Origin of the sequence: Dyella agri, assembly GCF_044904705.1 — a bacterium.
Classification (GTDB): domain Bacteria; phylum Pseudomonadota; class Gammaproteobacteria; order Xanthomonadales; family Rhodanobacteraceae; genus Rhodanobacter_A; species Rhodanobacter_A agri.
The window spans coordinates 22,075-42,557 of the sequence record NZ_JADIKL010000006.1; the positions used below are offsets into that span (position 1 = coordinate 22,075).

The 20,483-nt window shown below is 66.4% G+C and carries 12 protein-coding genes and 1 tRNA gene; 8 read left to right on the plus strand and 5 right to left on the minus strand.

What is annotated here, in order from left to right; all coding sequences use genetic code 11:
• Nucleotides 1-67 precede the first annotated feature (67 nt).
• The 4 genes from glk to ISP14_RS11825 all read left to right on the plus strand — a co-directional run bounded on the left by glk (nt 68) and on the right by ISP14_RS11825 (nt 7,945).
• Nucleotides 68-1,165, plus strand: coding sequence for a glucokinase (gene glk / locus ISP14_RS11810; RefSeq protein ID WP_404539949.1), 1,098 nt, complete (start codon nt 68-70; stop codon nt 1,163-1,165).
• Nucleotides 1,166-1,242: 77 nt separating this feature from the next.
• Complete coding sequence (locus ISP14_RS11815) at nt 1,243-3,945, plus strand: TonB-dependent receptor (RefSeq protein ID WP_404539952.1); 2,703 nt, start codon at nt 1,243-1,245, stop codon at nt 3,943-3,945.
• A gap of 222 nt (nt 3,946-4,167) precedes the next feature.
• Nucleotides 4,168-6,489 carry a beta-N-acetylhexosaminidase gene (locus ISP14_RS11820; RefSeq protein WP_404539955.1) on the plus strand — a complete coding sequence of 774 codons (2,322 nt, stop codon included), beginning with the start codon at nt 4,168-4,170 and terminating at the stop codon, nt 6,487-6,489.
• Nucleotides 6,490-6,781: 292 nt separating this feature from the next.
• A complete protein-coding gene (locus ISP14_RS11825; RefSeq protein ID WP_404539957.1) occupies nt 6,782-7,945 on the plus strand; it encodes an alpha/beta hydrolase in 1,164 nt (387 codons plus the stop codon).
• A 48-nt stretch (nt 7,946-7,993) separates the two neighbouring features.
• Here the strand turns inward: ISP14_RS11825 and ISP14_RS11830 are convergent, their stop codons facing one another.
• Nucleotides 7,994-12,688 carry a DEAD/DEAH box helicase gene (locus ISP14_RS11830; protein ID WP_404539960.1) on the minus strand — a complete coding sequence of 1,565 codons (4,695 nt, stop codon included), beginning with the start codon at nt 12,686-12,688 and terminating at the stop codon, nt 7,994-7,996.
• Nucleotides 12,689-12,861: 173 nt separating this feature from the next.
• On the opposite strand from ISP14_RS11830, the gene ISP14_RS11835 reads away from it, so the two are divergent.
• Nucleotides 12,862-14,868, plus strand: coding sequence for a S1 family peptidase (locus tag ISP14_RS11835; protein WP_404539962.1), 2,007 nt, complete (start codon nt 12,862-12,864; stop codon nt 14,866-14,868).
• 83 nt (nt 14,869-14,951) lie between these two features.
• Nucleotides 14,952-15,827: an alpha/beta hydrolase gene (locus ISP14_RS11840; protein WP_404539965.1), complete on the plus strand. Its 876-nt coding sequence runs from the start codon at nt 14,952-14,954 to the stop codon at nt 15,825-15,827.
• 150 nt (nt 15,828-15,977) lie between these two features.
• On the opposite strand, the gene ISP14_RS11845 is transcribed toward ISP14_RS11840, so the two are convergent.
• The 3 genes from ISP14_RS11845 to ISP14_RS11855 are packed head-to-tail and all read right to left on the minus strand — an operon-like array spanning nt 15,978 to nt 18,566.
• Entirely contained in the window at nt 15,978-16,922 is a 945-nt protein-coding gene (locus tag ISP14_RS11845) for an oxidoreductase (RefSeq protein ID WP_404539968.1), read from the minus strand.
• A gap of 21 nt (nt 16,923-16,943) precedes the next feature.
• Nucleotides 16,944-17,639, minus strand: a complete 696-nt coding sequence (locus ISP14_RS11850) for an isochorismatase family protein (protein ID WP_404539971.1) — start codon at nt 17,637-17,639, stop codon at nt 16,944-16,946.
• A gap of 3 nt (nt 17,640-17,642) precedes the next feature.
• Nucleotides 17,643-18,566: a DMT family transporter gene (locus ISP14_RS11855; RefSeq protein ID WP_404539974.1), complete on the minus strand. Its 924-nt coding sequence runs from the start codon at nt 18,564-18,566 to the stop codon at nt 17,643-17,645.
• Nucleotides 18,567-18,652: 86 nt separating this feature from the next.
• Here ISP14_RS11855 and ISP14_RS11860 point away from each other — a divergent pair, with 86 nt between their 5' ends.
• Nucleotides 18,653-19,600, plus strand: a complete 948-nt coding sequence (locus ISP14_RS11860; protein ID WP_404539979.1) for a LysR family transcriptional regulator — start codon at nt 18,653-18,655, stop codon at nt 19,598-19,600.
• 211 nt (nt 19,601-19,811) lie between these two features.
• On the opposite strand, the gene ISP14_RS11865 is transcribed toward ISP14_RS11860, so the two are convergent.
• Nucleotides 19,812-19,887, minus strand: a tRNA-Ile gene (locus tag ISP14_RS11865).
• Nucleotides 19,888-20,035: 148 nt separating this feature from the next.
• On the opposite strand from ISP14_RS11865, the gene ISP14_RS11870 reads away from it, so the two are divergent.
• Nucleotides 20,036-20,407 carry a SnoaL-like domain-containing protein gene (locus tag ISP14_RS11870; protein WP_404539984.1) on the plus strand — a complete coding sequence of 124 codons (372 nt, stop codon included), beginning with the start codon at nt 20,036-20,038 and terminating at the stop codon, nt 20,405-20,407.
• Nucleotides 20,408-20,483 lie beyond the last annotated feature (76 nt).

The window sequence follows — 20,483 nt, forward strand, 5'->3', positions numbered from 1 at the left end:
CCGCCGGCATGTTCGCGCGACCCATGCGTCGCACCGGCCGGCCGCAGCGGACAAGGGGAAAATTCACGTGGGAGAGTTCGCCAGCCAGCGTCATGCCGCCCGGCCGTCGCCGCAAACGTCGGCGCCGAACGGCGTGCTGGGCCAGACCGAGCCGTTCCTAGCCGCCGATGTCGGCGGCACCCACGCGCGCATCGGCCTGGTACTCGGCACGCCCGGCGACCGGCGTCCGGTCAGCGTGCTGCACTACCACCGCTATCACTGCATCGACTGGTCCGACCTCGGCGCCCTGCTGCGCGATTTCGTTGCGCAGCTGGCACTGGCTGGCCACGCCACGCTGCAGGGGCGTATCCGCCGTTGCGTGGTGGCCAGCGCCGGCGTGGTGCTGGACGACAGCATCGTCAACGAAAATCTGCCGTGGCCGGTGTCGATCGGCGCACTGCGCGAAGAGCTGGGCCTGACCCAGCTGGAAGTCATCAACGACTTCGAGGCAGTGGCCTGGGCCACCCAGTTCCTCGATGCCGACGAGACGCTGCCGGTGATCGAGACCGCGCAGCCGGCGGCGCGCGGCCCGGTGCTGGTGATGGGTCCGGGCACCGGACTGGGTTCGGCGGTGCTGCTGCCACGCGCCGGCCATGCCCAAGTGCTGCCCACCGAGGCCGGCCAGATCTCGCTGGCGCCCGGCAACGAGCGCGAGATCGACATCCTGCGCGTGCTGGCGCGTGGCCGCAGCCATATCTCCTACGAGGAGGCGCTGTCCGGCCCCGGCCTGCTCAACCTCTACCACGCGTTGTGCGAACTGCGCGGCTGCGCGGTGGCGCTGATGACGCCGGCAGAGATCACCGGCGCCGCGCTGGCCGGCCACGATGCCGCGGCACAGGAAGCGTTGCAGGTGTTCTGCGGCCTGCTCGGCAGCTTCACCGGCGACCTGGCGATGCTGTACGGCGCCAGCGGCGGCGTATTCCTCGCCGGCGGCATCCTGCCGCAGATCCACGGCTTCCTGCGCGCCAGCAGCTTCGCCGAACGCTATTTCAACAAGGGCGTGATGCGCGCATTTCTGCAGAAGGTTCCCGTACGACTGATCGAGCACGGCCAGCTAGGTGTCATCGGCGCCGCCGGCTGGTTTCTGGACGAGCGGCAGGGAGATCAAGCCATGCCACCGCTCTAGCGACACGGCGCCGAACGCCGTCAACAACCACGACAACCCGGTCCCGGACCGAACCAGCCCTCTGAGGGGAGGACATCATGAACCATCGCAAGACACTGCTTGCCGCGAGTATCGTCGCCGGCCTGTGCCTGTCCGTCGGCGCGTACGCGCAGGACAACAGCCAGAATCAGCAAAACACCCAGAACAGCAGCGCTCCAAACAAGAAAGAAACGAAGACCCTGTCGACGGTGACCGTGATCGGTGTCCGTGCCTCGCAGGCGAAGGCGCTCGACATCAAGCGCGACGCAAACTCCAACGTCGACGTGGTCACCGCCGAAGACGTGGGCAAGCTGCCGGCACACAACGTGGCCGACACCTTGCGCGCCCTGCCCGGCGTGGACATCAGCTCGTCCAGTGCCCAGGAAGGCGGCTTCGACGAAGCCGACCGCATCAGCCTGCGCGGCACCGCCCCGAGCCTGACCCAGACGCTTATCAACGGCCACACCGTCGGCTCGGCCGACTGGTTCGTGCTCAGCCAGGGCAACACCGTCGGCCGCAGCGTGAGCTACACCTTGCTGCCGTCCGAAATCGTCAGCCGCGTGGAAGTGCACAAGTCCTCCGAAGCCCGCTTCCAGGACGGCGGCACCACCGGCAACGTGGACATCATCACCCGCAAGCCGCTGGACTTCGACAAGCAGTACACCGCGGACGCCAGCATCGGCGGCGTGTACTCCAGCACGGCTTCCAAGACCGACGGCCAGTTCTCCGGCCTGTTCAACTGGAAGAATGCCGACAGCACGTTCGGCGTCCTGGCCCAGGTGTTCGACGAGAAGCGCCACCTGCAGCGTGAAGCCCAGGAGCTTCCCAGCGGCTTCACCCAGATTGGCGCGACCAGCCCGGTCGCGGCGACCAATCCCGACCTCGTGGGCGTGTATATCCCCTCGCTGCTTGGCTCCACGCTGTTCACCCAGACCCGCACGCGCAAAGGCGGCCTGCTTGAGGCGCAGTTCCGCCCGAGCAACGACCTGACCCTGGACTTGAGCGGTTTCTACTCCAAGCTCGACGCCGACAACTACAACCGCAACTACATGCTGTGGGCCGGCAACTGGGGCATGACCCAGGCGCCGAACCCGGGTTACACCGTGCAGAACGGCGTGCTCACCAATGCCACCTATGCGGGTAAGGCCGGCACGGCCTACACCGTGTACGACATGATCGCGCGCCAGTCCCAGGCGAAGACCTACTACTACACCGCGGACGCCGACTGGAACGTGTCGGACAACGTGACGGCGACGTTCCAGGCCGGCACCACCAAGGGCACCGGCACCACGCCGAAGCAGTACATCGCCGAACTCACCGACAACTATGGCGGCGGCGCCAGCTGGCAGACGCATGGTGCGGGCTCGCCGGTGGATTGGAGCGTGGGCGGCGACGGCAGCCTGGCCGGCGCGCAGTGGAACGGCACCTGGGGCGACCAGCTCGTCAAGGCCACCGACAAGGAAAACTGGCTGTCGGCCGACTTCACCCAGTACATGAACACGGGCACGCTGGAGTCGTTCAACTACGGCGTCCGTTACGCCAAGCACGACCGCGCCACCATATCGCCGGAAGGCGCTACCCCGGGCGACCTCTGGGGTGCGCTGCAAGGTGCCGCCACCGCCAACTACCCGGGCAACTTCGCCGAGGGCCTCGGCGGCCAGTTCCCGCGCAACATCTGGTACTTCACCCAGTCCGCGCTGGCCAATGCGGTCAACTCCACCGCCACCTGGCTTGCGGGCAATGACGGCCCGACCGGCCGCCACAACTATGGTGCCGACTGGACAGTGACCGAGAAGAACGCCGCGGCGTACTTCCAGGCCAACTTCCAAGGCGACAACTGGAGCGGCAACGCTGGCGTGCGCTACGTCAACATCAGCCAAGGCATCAACACGTATGCCGCCACCACGGTCAATCCGGACGTGAGCAGCCTGTTCGGCATGTGGGATCGCGAGCACTACAGCAACCACTACGGCCGCTTCCTGCCGAGCTTCAACCTGAAGTTCAACCTGGCGCAGGACCTGATTGCCCGCTTCGCGGTGTCGCAGACCCAGACCATGCCGGACTATTCCGCCCTGGGCGCATCCTCGTGGGGTTCGGACCTGAGCAAGACCGGCGGCGGCGGCAACCCGCACCTCAAGCCGGTGCTGTCGACCAACTTCGACGCCGGCCTGGAGTGGTACTTCATGCCGCGCGGCCTGCTGGCGGCCACTGCGTACTCGATGAACATGAAGGACTACGTGGCCTACGGCACCACGAACCGTCAGCTCTACAGCGAGCTGAGCCACCAGCTGGAAACGTACAACGTCGCCATCCCGCTGAATGCCGATGCCCGCCTGTCCGGCCTGGAGTTGACCTACAACCAGCCGATCGGCGACTACTTCGGCGTGAATCTCAACTACACCTATGCGGACGGTTCGTCGTCCTTCACCTGGGCGGATGGCACGCACAACCTGCTTGGCACCTCGAAGAACACCTACAACGTGGGCGCCTACTTCGAAAACGACATGTTCAACGCGCGCATCGGCTACAGCTGGCGTTCGTCGTTCCTGATCGGCCTGCAGGGCGCGGTGCCCTACTACCAGGCGGCGACCGGCACGCTGGGTGCGTCCATCGGCTACAAGGCGACGGATTGGCTGAGCTTCAGCCTGGATGCGCTGAACCTCAACAACCCGACCACCAAGTACTACCAGAGCGCATACATCCCGACCGCTTTCTACGAGAACGGCCGTCAGTATTACCTGACCGCGCATCTGAAGTTCTGATCCGGCATTTCCGCTTCACTGCAGTATCCACGCAGGCCACGGACGGCCTGCACTCTCCCCGAGCGGGCCCGGCTGTATTTTGCGGGCCCGTCTTTTTGCGACCACCGTCCATGGCGGCCGCCCTTCGGGTGATCGCTGGCGCGATGTCGAAATCGCTCCGGCGCTTTTTATATGGAATGGCCACGGAGATGGCATGCTGGGCCATTCGTGCAGGAGTCGCCGATGAATCGTCTTGCCTTGCTGTCCCGTTGCGCCTGCCTGCTGCTGGTGCTCGCCCTGCCGCTGGCGCCTGCCGCCCACGCCGATGACGCGACGCCACCCTCTCTGATTCCGCTGCCGGCGCAACTCGAGTTGCAGCACGGCGGCTTCACCGTGGACGCACACACACTCGTGCTGCTCGCGAGCCACGATGCCGCGACGAAACAGACCGCGGACTACCTGATCGATCTCGTCGCGCGCACGCGCGGCCTGCAGTTGCAGCTTGCCGCCGACGGCCATGCCGCGCAGGCCATCGTGCTGCAGCGTGACCCGCGGGCGCCGGTGGCGCAGGCCGAAGGCTATGCGCTAGCCGTCACACCCGAGGGAATCCGCGTCACGGCGCGCGACGATGCCGGCCTGTTCCACGGCGCGATCACGCTGTCCCAGCTTCTGACGCCCGACGCGAAACAAGGCGCGGTGGACGTGCCCGCGCTCAGCATCCGCGACTGGCCGCGTTTCGCCTGGCGCGGCCTGATGCTGGATTCCGCGCGCCATTTCCAGAGCGTGGCCGAGGTCGAAAAGCTGATCGACCAGATGGCCCAGCTCAAGCTCGACGTGCTGCACTGGCATCTCACCGACGACCAGGGTTGGCGCATCGAGATCAAGCGCTATCCCGAGCTCACCCGTATCGGTGCATGGCGTACGCCACCCGGCGCCGGCCACGACGGCGAACCGAAGCGCTACGGCGGCTTCTATACGCAGGAGCAGATCCGCGCAGTGGTGGCCTACGCCGCCGCACGCCACGTCACCATCGTGCCGGAGCTGGACATGCCGGGCCACGCACAGGCCGCGGTGGCCTCTTATCCGCGCATCGGCGTCACCGGCAAACAGCCGAAGGTGTCTACCGACTGGGGTGTGAACTCCTGGCTCTACAACGTGGACGACGACACCTTCACCTTCATCGACAACGTGCTCGACGAAGTGCTGGCGCTGTTCCCCTCGCAATACATCCATGTCGGCGGCGACGAGGCGATCAAGGATAAGTGGCAGGCCTCGCCCGCGGTGCAGGCGAAGATGCGCGCGCTGGGCATCGCCAACGAAGATGCGCTGCAGGGCTGGTTCATCGGCCGCATCGGCCACTACCTCGAAAAGCACGGCCGCAAACTGATCGGCTGGGACGAGATCCTGGAGGGCGACAACCTGCCCGCCGACGCCACGGTGATGTCCTGGCGCGGTATCGACGGCGCGATCAAGGCCGCGCTGCTCGGCCACGACGTGGTGATGTCGCCCTCGCCCGATCTCTACTTCGACCACGTGCAGGGCGACCTCGCCGACGAATACGCCGGACGCCTCGGCGTGGAATCGCTGAAGGACGTGTACGGCTTCCAGGTGCTGCCCGACGTGTTGAATGCCACGCAGGCGAAGCATGTGCTGGGCGTGCAGGCCAACGTGTGGACCGAGCACCTCCCGACGATGGCGCACGTGGAGCACACCACCTTTCCGCGACTCGACGCGCTCGGCGAAGTGGCTTGGTCGCCCGCCGCCAGCAACGACTGGCAGGGCTTCCTCGCCCGTCTGCCGGCGCAGCTCGAACGCCATCGTGCGCAGCAGGTCAACTACGCCGACAGCGCTTTCGCCGTGGACATCGCGGCGGACCGCAACGTGGCGCTGGCTACCGGCAAGGCGACGGTGACGCTGGGCGATCAGACCGGCTTCGGCACCATCCACTACACGCTGGACGGCAGCATCCCCACGCCGGCTTCGCCACGCTATGACGCGCCGTTCAACGTGACGCTGCCCACCACCGTGCGCGCCGCCAGCTTTGCCGTCGATGGCAGCAAGCTCGCCGCGCCCCGCGAGCGGAGGCTGGATCGCGCCGCGCTGCTGAGCCTGTCCGGCACGGAACTGGGGAACTGCCCCGGCAGCGATTTCCGCCTGCGCCTGCAGCCGGCACCCGATGCCGCCAGCCTCCAGCCGGTGTACGCAATGAATGTGTTCGACGCCTGCCAGCTGTTCCCGCCCACGCTGATGGATGGTGTCGACGCGATCCATGTCGACGCGGTGCGACTGCCGCGCAACTACGCGCTGGCGCACGACACGAAACTGGTGGTGTCGCGCCCGCACACCACGCCGTTCGGCGAACTGGTGGTGCACGCGGATCGCTGCGACGGCCCGGTGCTGGCCACGATGCTGCTGCCCGACCCGGCACACAGTCCACCCCGGTTCAAGTTCGACGCGACACTGCGCGCGCAGGACGGCGAGCACGCGCTGTGCCTGATCTACACCGCGCCCATCGACGGTCCGCTGTATGCGCTGGGCCGGGTGTCGCTGCAGGCCCGGCCTTAAGCATGCTCTGATCGATTCCACGCACCCAACCTGACAGACAGCATGGGCCGGGGGCGAGAAGCTTCGCCGTTCCGGCGCAGGCCGGAATCCTTTGCCTGGATGCCTGCGGAGCATCGCCGGATGCCGGTATCCGCCGCCTGCCAGCGGACGTCCGCGTTCCCGTCCGCGGACGGCTTCCGGCTCACGCCACGCACCGCGATATCCCCATAAACAGGCATGTTGGTGAACGCATAGGGGTTGGTACGGGTATTGCTGAGTACGGGCATTACCCACTCACCCCAGGACATGTCCCATGGGCTCACGATTGTTGCCGTTCATCGCCGCCCTCTGCTTCTGCGCAGGCGCCTTGCAGGCTCAGGAACCGCCCGCGCCCAGCAGCCGCGCGCAGGCCGTCAAGATCATCGCGGACATGCAGCGCATCGTCACGCCGCTTGGCATCCAGCGGCACGAAAAGGTGCGCATCGGCGGGATTGACCAGTGGGTGAGCATCCGCGGCGCCGACCGGCGCAATCCCATCCTGTTGATGGTGCACGGCGGGCCCGGCTGGGTCTCGATGCCGACCAGCTGGTATTTCCAGCGCGGTTGGGAGGAGTACTTCACCGTGGTGCAATGGGACCAGCGCGGCGCCGGCAGCACCTATGCCGCCAACGATCCCGCGGCGGTCGCCCCCACGATGACGCCGGAGCGCATGATTGGCGACACCGAGGAAATGGTGGCGTGGCTGCGCAAGAAGTTCGGCAAGAGAAAGATCTTCCTGCTCGGCCATTCGTGGGGTTCTTACCTCGGGCTGGAAGTCGCCCAGCGCCATCCAGACTGGCTGTATGCCTATATCGGCATGGGACAAGTGATCAACTCCCCGGCGAGCGAGCGCGAAGGCTGGCAATTCGCGATGGATGAAGCCCGCAAGGCCGGCAACGGGCAGGCGGTCAAGGAACTGGAATCCATCGCGCCGTACGCCAGCGGCACCGGGCCCGTTTCCCTCGCCAGCCTGGCGATCCAGCGGAAGTGGCTCAACCAGTATGGCGGCATGGTGTACGGCCGGACGGGCGGCCAGGCCGAAGCAGCCGCCATGTCGCTTTCACCCGAATACAGCGATCGCGACGTGCAGCTGCTCGGCGAGGCGAACGAATACTCCGTGAACAAGCTCCTCGTCAGCGTGCTCACCATGGACCTCAGCCATATCCATCGCTTCGGCTGTCCGGTGGTCATGTTCCTCGGCAGGCACGACCGCAACGTATCGTCCAACGTCGCCGCTGCCTGGTTCCAGACGGTGCAGGCACCCTCCAAGAAACTGGTGTGGTTCGAGAACTCGGCGCACGAGATGATGAACGAGGAGCCAGGCAAAACCTTGCTGTCGCTGGTGCAATACGTCCGTCCGCTCGATACCGACGATCCCGGCGACGCGGGCGCCACGGCCGACGCGCGGCCGGCGGCGGAAGGTGGCGCCCCGCGGTGATTCCCGCATGGGCGCCGATGTGATGGCCGCGTCGCCCGCGCAGCTTCCTCAGCTCACGGGCGACGCCTGCGTGCGCAGCCGCAATGCCTGCCGCGCCACCTGCATCTCGGCTGCGGACAGCTCCGCCAGCGGCAGGACTTTTCCGGCGACGAGCGCGGCCAGCGGCACACCATCGCGATAAAGCACGCGCGAGCCAGGTACCGCCGGCACCTTATCGCCGGCCAGCACGCTGCCCACCAGGTTCAGCGGATCGCAACCGCCGATGACGACCAGCTCGCCGTCGTCCGCGCGCTGGCGGATCGCGCGCAACGGCGCGATGGCTTCCGGCAGCGCGAACTGCTCGCCCACCAGGCCTTCGACGAAACGCCCGCCACGGATCTCGCCACGCGCCTCCAGCCGGCGATACACGCGCAGCAGCTCGCGCCATGGCGGCAGCCAGGGCGCCTCGCGTTCCAGCAACTGCCAGAACACTACCCCGTAGCGAGCGAGCAAGGTACGCGCCACGTGCTCGACGGCTTCAATCGAATGAACGTCGCGCGAAACGCCGCCATCACCTCCTCCCTCCTTTGGGGAGAGGGCTGAGGCGAGGGGCTGCCCTGGTGCCGGCGCCGCATCCGGCTTCCCTGCAAGCACCTGCCCCTGTTCCGCCCTACCGGGCACCCTCACCCCGGCGGGGGAAGGGAAACGAGCCACAAGCGACCAGCGACCCGCGTCCTCGATGCCACCGAATCCATGCCGGCGCATGCGCCGGTGGCGCGGCGCCTCGCGTTTCGCCGCAGGCAGCAGCAGCGCACGCAGGCCGGCGAAACTGTCCGCGCTGGCGCGGCCGGCGGCAACCAGTTCGCCCAGCGCGTCCTCCAGCTCGGTGCGCAGCAGATGGGCAATGGACAGCAGCTCGTCGAAGAACAGCGCGCCCTGTTCGCTCAGCGCATCGGCCACCGCCTGCGCGCGCGAGGACAGCAGGCTTTCCTGCGACGAGGCGCTCTGCGCGATGCTGGTCCAGGCGGCCATCTTCCGGCGCGGCAGCAACACGATCGGCGTGGCGCGTACCGGACCGCTGCCGCCACCCGCACGCAGGCGACTCCAGCCGATGCGGCCGGCGCGGCACTGTTCGTCCAGCCAGCTGGCCGAATAATCGGCGATGCGCGCGGGCAGGATCTCCGCCTCCCAGGTGCCGGCCGCGGCTTCGTAGCCTTCCAGCTGCGCCAGCGTCGCCGAAAGCGCGTCCGGCCCACGCAACTGCGTGGCCGGACTCGCATGCTGCCAGTCGAGCAGGAAGCGCATCAGCTCGCGCCGGCTCACCGGCTCGATCTCGCGGCGCAAACGGCCCAGCGTATAGCGGTGGATGCGCGCGAGCAGGTGACGCTCACACCACTGCGTTCCGGCAACGGCAAGGTCGAACGTCCCCTGGATCACATAGCCTTCGGTCTGCAGACGCAGCAGCGCAGCCTCCACCTCGGCGGGTGCCACGCCCAGCGGCGCCGCCAGCGCCTCGACGGTGACCGGCCCCAGGCCGAGCAGCCGGCCGCGCACCAGTTCGCGCATGGCGTCCTCGCGCGTCCACGCCTGTTCCGCGTATCCGGCGGGCGCGGCGATGACGGGATGCAGCGATGCATCGGGATGCACGGCCTGCCATTGCGGCAGCTTTTCCGCGCTGACCCATGCGCCGCCGGCATCCCGCAACGACAGACGCGTGGCGCGCTGGTCCTGCGCCAGCGCCCGCAGCTTGTCGTTCCAGCCCTCGTTCGCCGCCGCCTCCTCCGCGGTGATGCCGCCCAGCGCATCCAGCGCCTCGTGCATCTCATCGACGCTGCGCACCTCGGGCCAAGCCTCGGCGCGCACCGCGGCGATGGCTGCGGGATCGAGCCGGCCCAGATCGCCCGCACTGGCCGGGCTGTCCTGGCGCACGGCGCGGGTGCGGCGCTCCTCCAGCGGCGCATCGTCGAGGAAGGCGTAGGGCGCGGCATTGAGCACCGCGCCGGCGAGCGGGCTGGGTGCGGCCAGATCACGCGCGACCAGATGTATCTCGCCACCTTCGAGGGCGCGCAGCAGGCGCAGCAGGCCGTCGACGTCCATCGCCTCGCGCAAGCAATCGTGCAGGGTCTGCGCCACCAGCGGATGATCGGGAATCTGCCGCTCGCCCACGATGTTTTCCAGGCAGGCGACCTGGTCGGGAAACACCGCGGCGAGCAGGTCCTCGCTCTTCATGCGCTGCAGCTGCGGCGGCACTTTTTTCCCGCCGGTGAAGCGCGGCAACGCCAGTGCGGTGACCGCGTTCCAGCGCCAGCGGGCGGGAAACAGCGGCGCGTCGAGCAGAGCCTGCACCAGCACATGCTCGGCACTGTTCGAGTGCAGGTAGCGCGCCACTTCCTCCAGCGGAAAGCTGTGGCTGGTGGACAGCGACAACACGATTGCGTCCTCGGTGGCCGCGGCCTGCAGCTCGAAATTGAACTGGCGGCAAAAGCGCTTGCGCAGCGCCAGGCCCCAGGCGCGATTGATGCGGCTGCCGAACGGCGCATGGATGACCAGCTGGGTGCCGCCCGACTCGTCGAAGAAGCGTTCGAACACCAGGGTCGATTGCGTGGGCAACACGCCCAGCGCGGCTTTCGCGCTGGCCAGATACTCGACCAGCTGCCGCGCCGCGGCTTCGCTCAGGCCCAACTCATCGCACAGCCACGCGAATGCCTTGCTCCCCTCTCTCTCTGGGAGAGGGGTTAGGGGTGAGGGTTCGGTATCACCTGAAAGCCCGTCGCCCACCGAACCCTCACCCCTCTCCCTAAGGGAGAGGGGTTCACCGCCGAGGCGCTCGCCAATCTCCTCGCGCAGCCGCGACACCGCGAACGACAACTCATCCGTGCGCCCCGGCGCCTCGCCCAGCCAGAACGGGATGCTGGGCGGCACGCCGTGCGCATCCTCCACGCGCAAACGGTCGCGCTCGACGCGCAGAATGCGGTAGCTGGTGTTGCCCAGCTGGAAGATGTCGCCGGCGAGGCTTTCCACCGCGAAGTCTTCGTGCACCGAGCCGATCACCGTGGCCTGCGGTTCCAGCACGACGAGGTAATCGGCGGTATCGGGGATCGCGCCGCCGGAAGTGAGCGCGACCAGCCGCGCACCGCGGCGCGCGCGCAGCCGCCGATGCACGGCGTCGCGGTGCAGGTAGGCCGCGCGCGCACCACGGCGGGTAGTGAAGCCCTCGGCCAGCATGCGCACCACCGCGTCAAAATCCGCGCGCGCCAGCGTGCGATAGGGATGCGCGCCGCGCACCAGCGCGTACAACGCATCCTCGTCCCACTCGCGGCAGGCCACTTCGGCGGCGATCTGCTGTGCCAGCACATCCAGCGGCTGCGGTGGCTGCACCAGCGCATCGAGCTCGCCGCGGCGCACGGCGTCGAGCAGAGCGGTGCATTCGACCAGGTCGTCGCGCGTGGTGGGGAACAAGCGCGCCTTCGGCGTGCCGCCGACGTGGTGGCCGGAACGGCCCGCGCGCTGCAGGAAGGCGGCGATGGAACGCGGCGAGCCAAGCTGGCAGACCAGGTCCACGTCGCCGATATCGATGCCCAGCTCCAGCGAAGCAGTGGCCACCAGCACCGCCAGCTCGCCGCGCTTCAGCCGCTGCTCGGCATCGAGGCGCTGCTCCTTGGCGAGGCTGCCGTGGTGTGCGGCAACGGCTTCCTTGCCCAGCCGCTCGGACAGCTGCCGCGCCGCGCGTTCGGCCAGGCGGCGCGTGTTGACGAACACCAGGGTGGTGCGATGCGCCTGCACCAGTTGTGCGATGCGGTTGTAGACCAGCTCCCAGCAATCGTTGGACATCACCGCCTCCAGCGGCAATGGCGGCACTTCGATGGCGAGGTCGCGCTTGCGGGTATGGCCCGTATCTATGATGGTAATGCCGCTTTTCGCGTTCACTTCCTCTCCCCTTTGGGGAGAGGATTGAGGTGAGGGGCGGGTGCTCGCATCGGCCTCGCCTGGTGCGAGCTTCGATGAAGTCTGTGGCGCGGCCGACTCCTCACCCCGGCCCACTCCCCAAAGGGGAGTGGGCGATGTTGCGCCGACCAGGAAGTCGGCAATTTCCTCAATGGGCTTCTGTGTCGCCGAAAGCCCGATCCGCTGCAGGCGCCGCTGGCATAGCGCCTCCAGCCGCTCCAGCGTCAACGCCAGGTGCGCACCGCGCTTGCTGCCGGCGACAGCGTGGATCTCGTCCACGATCACGCTGCGCGTGCTCGCGAGCATCTCGCGGCCGGACGCCGAGCCGAGCAGGATGTACAGCGACTCCGGCGTGGTGACCAGGATCTGTGGCGGCGTCTTGCGCATCCACGCGCGTTCGGCCTGCGGCGTGTCACCGGTGCGCACCGCGGTGCGAATGGCGACTTCAGGCAAGGCCAGCTTTTCCAGCTCGGCGCGGATGCCTTCCAGCGGCTCTTCCAGGTTGACGTGGATGTCGTTGGACAAGGCCTTAAGCGGCGACACGTAGACCACCCGCGTCTCGTCCGGCAGCGCGCCGCCGCTCGCCACGCCCTCGCGTATCAGCGCGTCGATCGCGGCGAGGAAGGCGGTCAGCGTCTTGCCCGAACCCGTGGGCGCCGCCACAAGCACGTGGCCACCCGCCCGGATCGCCGGCCAGGCCTGGGCCTGGGCCGCGGTGGGCGCGGCGAAGCGGCCGGCGAACCAGGCGGCGACGGCGGGATGAAAATCGTTCAGGGGGGAAGCATCCGCTTGCATGCAGGCAGGGGGCACGACATCCATCGGGACTTCGGATTCTACGCGCCCATCCATCCGCGGCCGCCACATGGGCGCCCGCTTCATGGCCATTGCCTGCCATGCAAGCGACGCCTCTCCATGCCAAGATGCGCGCTGGCCGCCGTCCGCGAGGATGCCGAGGGGAGTCCGCGGGCCGCGCCTCCATGCGAAGGAAACGTATGCGTACATGGTGCGATTGGACGATCCGCCATCTCGGCCGGATCGGCGTACTGGCGCTGGTATCGGGGCTTGGCGTATCGACGGTGCAGGCGGCGAGCCTCGATGCCGCCTTGCTGCCCAAAATCCAGGCCGCCACCTTCGAGGTGGTGCAGGCCAAGCCGACCAGCGACTCGCTCAGCTACGAGAAACCGCTGCCGCTGGACCTGCTGCCTTACCAGGAGCGTACCGACAAGTACTACTCCATCGGCACCGCGTTCGCGATCGGCCACAACCGCTACGTCACCGCTGCCCACGTGCTGCTGGTCGGCGCGGACAGCCTATGGGGACAGCCCGAGCTGCGCGACACCGCCGGCCACGTCTACCCGATCGACAAGATCGAGAAATTCGACCTGCGCAAGGATTTCGTGGTGTTCTCGCTGGCCGGCTCGCCCGGCGACGCCACCCTGGACCTGGACACCAAGCCGACCTTGAACACGGCGGTCTACGCCGTGGGCAACGCGCTCGGAACCGGCGTGGTGATCCGCGACGGCCTGTACACCTCGGACACACCGGAGCAGCAGGATGGCGCCTGGAAGTGGATGCGCTTCTCCGCCGCTGCTTCGCCCGGCAACAGCGGCGGCCCGCTGCTGGACAAGGACGGCAAGGTGATCGGCGCGGTGCTGATGAAGTCGGCCAACGAGAACCTCAATTACGCGCTGCCGATCCGCGAAGTGCTGGACGCGCCGGACGGCAAGGCTGTCATGGACACCCGCATCGCTTACGAGCTCGACCTGTTCGACACGGTGCAGAACAGCGACCTCAAGACGCAGTTCGCGCTGCCTGCCGGCCTCAGCGATTTCTATCGCGAGTTCCAGAAGCGCATCGATGCCAACAGCGACGCGCAGCTGAAGGCGCTGCTGGCGCGCGAGTCGGCCAATCTGTTCCCGAACGGCGCAGGTTCGGCGCGCTTGCTGCACGAACAGACCGTGCTCAACGGCTTTCCCTCGCTGATCGTGCGCGGCAGCGATGGCGAATGGGGCCGCACCGGCACGCAGTCGCAGTACTTCACGCTGGACGGCAATGGCTACGTGCGCGTGGGCGCGGCCGGGCGCAGTGGCCTGATCCGGATCCGCCGTCCGGACGGAATGGACGCGGCGAAGTTCTATGGCGATGCGAAGACGCGCATGGACCTGTTGGCACGCACCGGTCTGTTCAAGCGCGATGTCGCCAGCGAGAAGGTCAAGATCACCTCACTCGGCAAGCCGATCCTTGAATCGACCCATGTCGACCGCTGGCAGCGCCCGTGGCAGGTTGCCGCCTGGTCGCTGCCCTACGCGAACGCCCTCGTGGTGGCGTATTCGCTGCCCACGCCGGACGGTTGCGTGATGCTGGTGCGCTTCACGCCGCCCTCGCATCAACACGACACGATGCTGGACCTGGACGAGCTCAGCAGCTTCGTCCACGTCACCTACGAGGGCACGCTGGCGCAGTGGAAGGATTTTCTCGGCAAGCCTGCGCTGCAGCCGGCCGCCCTCCGCAATATCCGCATCGATTACGACTACGGCCATCGCTTCAACTACACCTCGCAGCGTGTGGCGTTCTCCTATCCGTCCTCGGTGCAGGCGATCAAGCCGGATAACCTGCTGTGGCTGGGCTTTAGCTTCTTCCTCGACGGCGGCAAGCCGGTGTGGGACGTCGGCGACGTGAACATCTGGAAAGACACTGCTTCCGAGGACCACGACAACGTCAACGTCCAGCGCTATATCGCGCCGCCGTCCGGACTGGACGACGACATGAGCAGTCGCTGGAGGAAACTGTCGGAAAAGCAGTATCCCTACAACGCTGTGGCGCGCTACGAGGACGATTTGATGAAGATCAACGCCGTGGTCGCCCCGGCAGCCTCCGGCAGCCAACCGTCCACGGTGCTGTACACCGCCTTCTACGGCACCGCGGGCACGCAGCCCCAGGCCGACATGAAGGATAAGCTCGACCTGCTGACCAAGGACATGCGGGTCATTGAGCATTGATCGACATGCCGGGAAGGGACGCGGCGTTGCGTGTCCCTTCCCGGTCAACGTGCGACATCGCATCCGGTGATGGAAAAGCAGGCGTGAAACAACGAAAGTCTTCGGTGCGAAACGCGCACGACGCAGAACAGACACCAGATACCGCATGGCTGGAGATGCCGGACGGCCAACGCTTGCGGCTGCGCGACTGGCCGCTGTCGCAGGCACGCGGCAGCGTACTGATCGTGCACGGACTGGGCGAACATGCCGGCCGCTACGCGAAGCTTGCACGCTGGTTCAACGCGCTGGGTTATGCCGTGCGCGCCTACGACCAGCGCGGTCATGGCCAGAGCCCCGGACCACGCGGCGTACTCGGCCATCCCGACGACCTGCTGGCAGACCTGTCCGTGGTGCACGCCGACTACGCCCGCGCGCTGGGCACCGCGCCGCTGCTGCTCGGTCACAGCATGGGCGGGCTGGTTGCGCTGCGCACCGTGCTGGACGAACGCATCACACCGAAAGCACTGCTGCTGTCCTCGCCCGCGCTGCGCAGCCACGCATCCAGGGGATTGCAACGGCTGGCTGCGACGCTGGCACACCTGCTGCCAAACCTGCCGCTACGCAACGGACTCGACCTCGAACGCCTCAGCCACGATCCGCAGGTGATCGCCGCATATCGCGACGATCCGCTGTGCCACGACCGCGTCAGCCCGCGCCTCGCCGACTTCATCTTCCGCGCCGGTGCTTCCTGCATCGCCGACGCCAGCCACCTCGAAGTACCCACCCTGCTACTGGTCGCCGGCGACGACGCACTGGTCGACGCCAGCGGCAGCCGTGATTTCTCCGCCGCATCCGCGCGCACGAAACAGCTCACCACGCGCTACTTCGCCGCGCTCTATCACGAGCTGTTCAACGAGGCAGAACCCGGCCGCGGCCAGGTTCTGCGACAGCTCCAGGATTGGCTTACCGCCAATCATTGAAAAACGCCTGGGCGCCGATTGGGGGTGTCAGCCGCCCGTGCAGATGCTTGCACAGCGTGTGGAGGCCGCGCGGTGCGCGCCTTGCTCATAGGAAACCCCGGGCCGCCATTTGCGGCCCGGGATCACGGCACGTGGCCGTGCGTCGATAACTCAGGCCGCAAGGCCGTCGATGCGGGTGGCTTCCGCGACGTCCTGCCATTGCGCCAGGTCGCGCAGCAAGGTTTCGGCGTGACTGCGCACGGCATCGACGGCGTCGGCACCGAGCTGAAGGCGAAGCGGCGTCGCCGGCGCATCGATGGCCAGCTCGATCGCCGCCGCCGCCTTGCGCGGATCACCTTGTTGCGCACCGTGCATGCCACTTGCCATGGCGCGTGTACCGCCTACCGTTGCCTCATAGTCGGGCATGGACGGCATGCGTCGAGTGGCGTCCCCCATGAGTTCCGTGCGGAACGCACCGGGTTCGACGATGAGCACCTTGATGCCGAACGGCGCCACTTCCGCAGCCAGCGCTTCGGAAGCCCCTTCCAGCGCAAACTTGGACGCCGAATAGGCACTGAAACCGGCGAACGACAGCTGGCCGCCCAGGCTGGAGATGTTCACGATCGCCCCCGAGCGCTGCGCACGCAGCACAGGGAGCGCCTTCTGCGTCATGGCGATGGCACCGAAGAAATTGGTGTCCATGATCGCGCGCAACTCCACTTCCGGCGTTTCCTCGAGGGCGCCAAGCACCCCGAAACCAGCATTGTTGATCAACACATCGATGCGGCCAAAACGCGCCAGCGCTGCATCGATGGCGGGCTGGATGTCCTGCGGCCGGGTGACGTCGAGGCGAACGGTGAGCACGCGCTCCGGCGCGAGGGCGACAAGGTCCTGCAGCTTGTCGACGTTGCGCGCCGAGGCGACAACGTTATGCCCACGGCTGATGGCGTGCTCGGCAAAAGCGCGGCCGAAGCCGGACGAAGCTCCGGTGATGAACCATGTTTTATGGGTAGACATGTGTACTTTCCTTGATCTGTCGTTTCGACAACATCGCCGTTTTCGATGTCGCTGTCGTTTCAGCTTCCGTAAGCGGCAGACCCCGATGCGGTGAGTCATGCCGCTCGCGTTTGCCGGCCATCAGTGCTTGGGCGCCACCATGGTCTGGAAGTAGTCGATGCCCTGGCCCCAGGCGCCACCGTGGGTCTGCGCAATCTTCTGCACCTGGACCGCGGTGTCGTGGCGCTTCCAGTCACCCTGCCACTCGAGCATCACGGCAAGCCAGGTCACCGGGATCGCGCCAGCCTTGACCATGCGCTGCACGGCCATCTCGTGCGACTCCTTCGACACGTCGCCGCTTGCGTCGACAACCACGTATACCTCGTAACCTTCCTTGAGTGCTGAGAGCACCGGCAAGGTGACGCACGAGTCGGTCCACAGCCCACTCACCAGCAGTTTTTTGCGGCCGGTGTGGGCAATGGCGTCATTCAGCGGCGGGTACTCCATGGGATTGATGACGGTACGGTCGAAGGGCTTCACATCCGGCCGCGCGTCGGTCAGCTGGTGGAAGAACTGACCACCGAACTGGTTTGCGCTGATCGTGGCGTAGAAGGTCGGCACATTGAACACCTTGGCGGCCATGCTCAGGCCCTCGGCGTTGCTGATCAGCTTGCTCACATCCATGGATTGCACGGAGAACACGAACTGCGGCTGATAGTCGACCATCAGCACGATGCTGTTTTCCGGCGTGAGCGGATCCAGCTGGCTGGCCTGGGCAGCGTGTCCGGCGAACATCAGGGACACAGCGACGACGGCCTTGGAAAGCAGGCGTTTCATGAATCACTCCTTCGACAAGTTAAGGGGAACGACGGGGACGGTGGGCGTGGACTGCCTCGCACGATGGGTGAGCACCATGCCGGCGAAAACCAGGGCAAGGGCCGGCCAGAACGCGGGCCCGAGAGATTCCTCGAACAGGATCGTTCCCAAAGCCACGCCGGTAAGCGCGATGACATAGCCAATTTGGCTATAAGCGGTGGCGCCCGCGACACGCTGCAACGTGGAGCCACTTACGTTAGCGGCGACGGAAACGAGGATCGACAACGCAAACAGCGGTGCAACTGACAGCATGGCCGCAGCGCTGGTGTGTGACTTGAAGGCAAACGCAGGTGCCAGCAACACACCTTGCATGGCCAATGTGCCCGCGGAGGCGGCTGCGGAACCGAGTTGGGCCGGCCAGTAACGCGACCGGTAGATGTTGCCGACAGCAAGCAGCATCGGCACGCCCAGCGAAAGGCACAGCGCAAAGGCCTCGCCGTGCGGAGCAACGCGGACCCGCGGAAGCAGCACCAACAAGGCGCCCACCAGGCCCAGCGACACGCCGAGCATGGCCTGGAACGAAGGCATGCGGCGGTCGATCAGCGCTGTCAGCAATGCGGTGAACATGGGAGAGAACGTCACCACGACGGTGAAGATCGCGGCGGGAATCCGTCCCAGCACCCAGTTGCCCAGTAGCGGCCCTGCCGCGAGCGCAATCAGTGAGGTCGTCAGGAAGTAGCGCAGTGTTGCGCCCTTGAGGGGCGGCATCGCACCGCCAAGCCGAAGCACGAGCAGCAGCAGCGCACCCGCTGTCGTCAGTTGCACGAAAGCAACCGCAAACTGGTCGATACCGGCACTGAGCAAAAGCTTGGTCACGATGAAACTCGCGCCCGTCAGCGCTCCCGTGAGCAGGGTCAGTGCAATGCGCTGAAGCGTGACGCCAGTCATGCCGGACTCCCTTCGAGCAAGTCCGAAGAAAATAGCAACGACATCGCGTGCCATAATCCGTGGCTGCGCTGACACAGTGTTTCTTCATGTCAACAATCGATCACTCCACGCTCGATCTGGCTGGCTTGATCGCGTTTGTAAGAGTCGCCGAACTTGGCAGTTTCGTTCGTGCGAGCGAGAGCCTGGATCTATCCAAGGCCGCAGTAAGCAAGCAGGTCGCCGCACTTGAACGGCGGCTCGGTGCGCGACTGCTGCAGCGGACAACGCGTCAGCTCAGCCTTACCGAAGCGGGACAGACTTATCTGCGGCACGCGCAAACCGCTCTCGCAGCGGCGCGTGCTGCGCAAGATGCAGTGGCCGATACGCAGACGGTTCCACGCGGCCGCTTGCGCGTCACCGCACCGATGTCATTCGGCCTGCTGCACGTGGCGCCATGGGTCGGCGGCTTTCTGAATGCTTATCCGCAGATCGACCTGGACCTGCAGTTCGACGACCGTACGCGGGACATCGTCCACGAAGGACTCGACGTGGCCCTGCGCATCGCGACGCAACTGGATACATCAAGCCTGGTCGCGCGACGGGTCGCCGGGACACGCGTGTTGTTGTGCGCCGCGCCCTCGTATCTCGAAGGACACGGAAGGCCGACTCATCCCAATCAGTTGCATGCGCACCCTTGCCTGCATTTTTCCATGACGCCACTGGGCCGTGCCTGGGAGTTCCGGCGTGGAGAAGAAACCGTGCGTCTCGCGTTGACCACACGCCTGGAAGCCAATTCGTCCATTGCGCTGCGCGCGGCGGCCGTGAACGGCGCCGGCCTCGTACGCATTCCGGAATTTGCAGTCGCCAACGACCTCGAGTCCGGCCGCCTCGAAGTGGTTCTCCCCGACTGGAAGTTTGCGGATCTCGGCATCTACGCCGTCATGGCAAGACGCGTCTACGTACCGGCCAAGGTGCGCGTGTTCCTCGACTATCTCGGCGGCGCCTGGAAGCGCACACCCGACTGGAGAGGTGGCGGCCTGTCGGCGAATACGTAGCTGCGCATTGCGAGGAAGCGCCGCCCAAATCGACGGTGGCTTCCAGCGAACCCATCGCACAGTTCCGCGGTGCTTGCGGCTCAGCTAGTACTTGCTAGGAATCCCAACAACGTCGGGGCTCGTGGCCAAACCTGTGAGACGTCTCTTAAAGTTTGGCCACTTTGGCCAAACTTTGTGAGATCGCACAACTCGCCAAAAACCCTGACATTTGTGGTGGGCCCACCAGGATTCGAACCTGGAACCAAGGGATTATGAGTCCCCTGCTCTAACCGTTGAGCTATAGGCCCGGCAGTCGGCGCCCGCATGGGGCACGGCGCGGTGCAGCTCGGCATGGTAGCGGTGGGTGGCGCGGGCGTCGAGCGATCGAGGCTGCTGACAGGATGCTGTCAGCAGATCGGCGTAGTCTGATCGTTCCTTCCCTTTGGAGATCCGCGCATGAACACCGAAGCTGTGGCGAAGCGTTTGGTCGAGCTGTGCCGCAAGGGCGAGTTCGAGCAGGCGCAGCGAGAGTTGTTTGCACCGGATGCGGTGAGCATCGAGATGCCGGGCGCACCGGCGGGTGCGATGGGCAACGCGAAGGGACTGGAGGCGATCTACGAGAAGGGTCGCCAGTTCAACGCGATGGTGGAAACCATGCATGGCGGCACCGTCAGCGATCCGCTGGTGGCCGGCAACTGGTTCAGCGTGTCCATGTCGATGGACGTGACGTTCAAGGGCCGCAGTCGCGAGCAGATGTCCGAGATCTGCGTGTACCACGTGCACGACGGCAAGGTGGTGAGCGAGCAGTTCTTCTACGACATGGGCTGAGCCGATCCGGAAAAGAAGACGGCCGCATGAGCGGCCGTCTTCTTGCCCTCTCCCTGACCCTCTCCCGCATGCGGGA

What these genes read in the sequence shown, in the direction of transcription:
- ISP14_RS11815 (WP_404539952.1), top strand. Translation starts at nt 1,243, where the DNA reads ATGAACCATCGCAAGACACTGCTTGCCGCGAGTATCGTCGCCGGCCTG.
- ISP14_RS11820 (WP_404539955.1), top strand. Translation starts at nt 4,168, where the DNA reads ATGAATCGTCTTGCCTTGCTGTCCCGTTGCGCCTGCCTGCTGCTGGTG.
- ISP14_RS11825 (WP_404539957.1), top strand. Translation starts at nt 6,782, where the DNA reads ATGGGCTCACGATTGTTGCCGTTCATCGCCGCCCTCTGCTTCTGCGCA.
- ISP14_RS11830 (WP_404539960.1), bottom strand. Translation starts at nt 12,688, where the DNA reads ATGGATGTCGTGCCCCCTGCCTGCATGCAAGCGGATGCTTCCCCCCTG.
- ISP14_RS11835 (WP_404539962.1), top strand. Translation starts at nt 12,862, where the DNA reads ATGCGTACATGGTGCGATTGGACGATCCGCCATCTCGGCCGGATCGGC.
- ISP14_RS11845 (WP_404539968.1), bottom strand. Translation starts at nt 16,922, where the DNA reads ATGACTCACCGCATCGGGGTCTGCCGCTTACGGAAGCTGAAACGACAG.
- ISP14_RS11850 (WP_404539971.1), bottom strand. Translation starts at nt 17,639, where the DNA reads ATGAAACGCCTGCTTTCCAAGGCCGTCGTCGCTGTGTCCCTGATGTTC.
- ISP14_RS11855 (WP_404539974.1), bottom strand. Translation starts at nt 18,566, where the DNA reads ATGACTGGCGTCACGCTTCAGCGCATTGCACTGACCCTGCTCACGGGA.
- ISP14_RS11860 (WP_404539979.1), top strand. Translation starts at nt 18,653, where the DNA reads ATGTCAACAATCGATCACTCCACGCTCGATCTGGCTGGCTTGATCGCG.
- ISP14_RS11870 (WP_404539984.1), top strand. Translation starts at nt 20,036, where the DNA reads ATGAACACCGAAGCTGTGGCGAAGCGTTTGGTCGAGCTGTGCCGCAAG.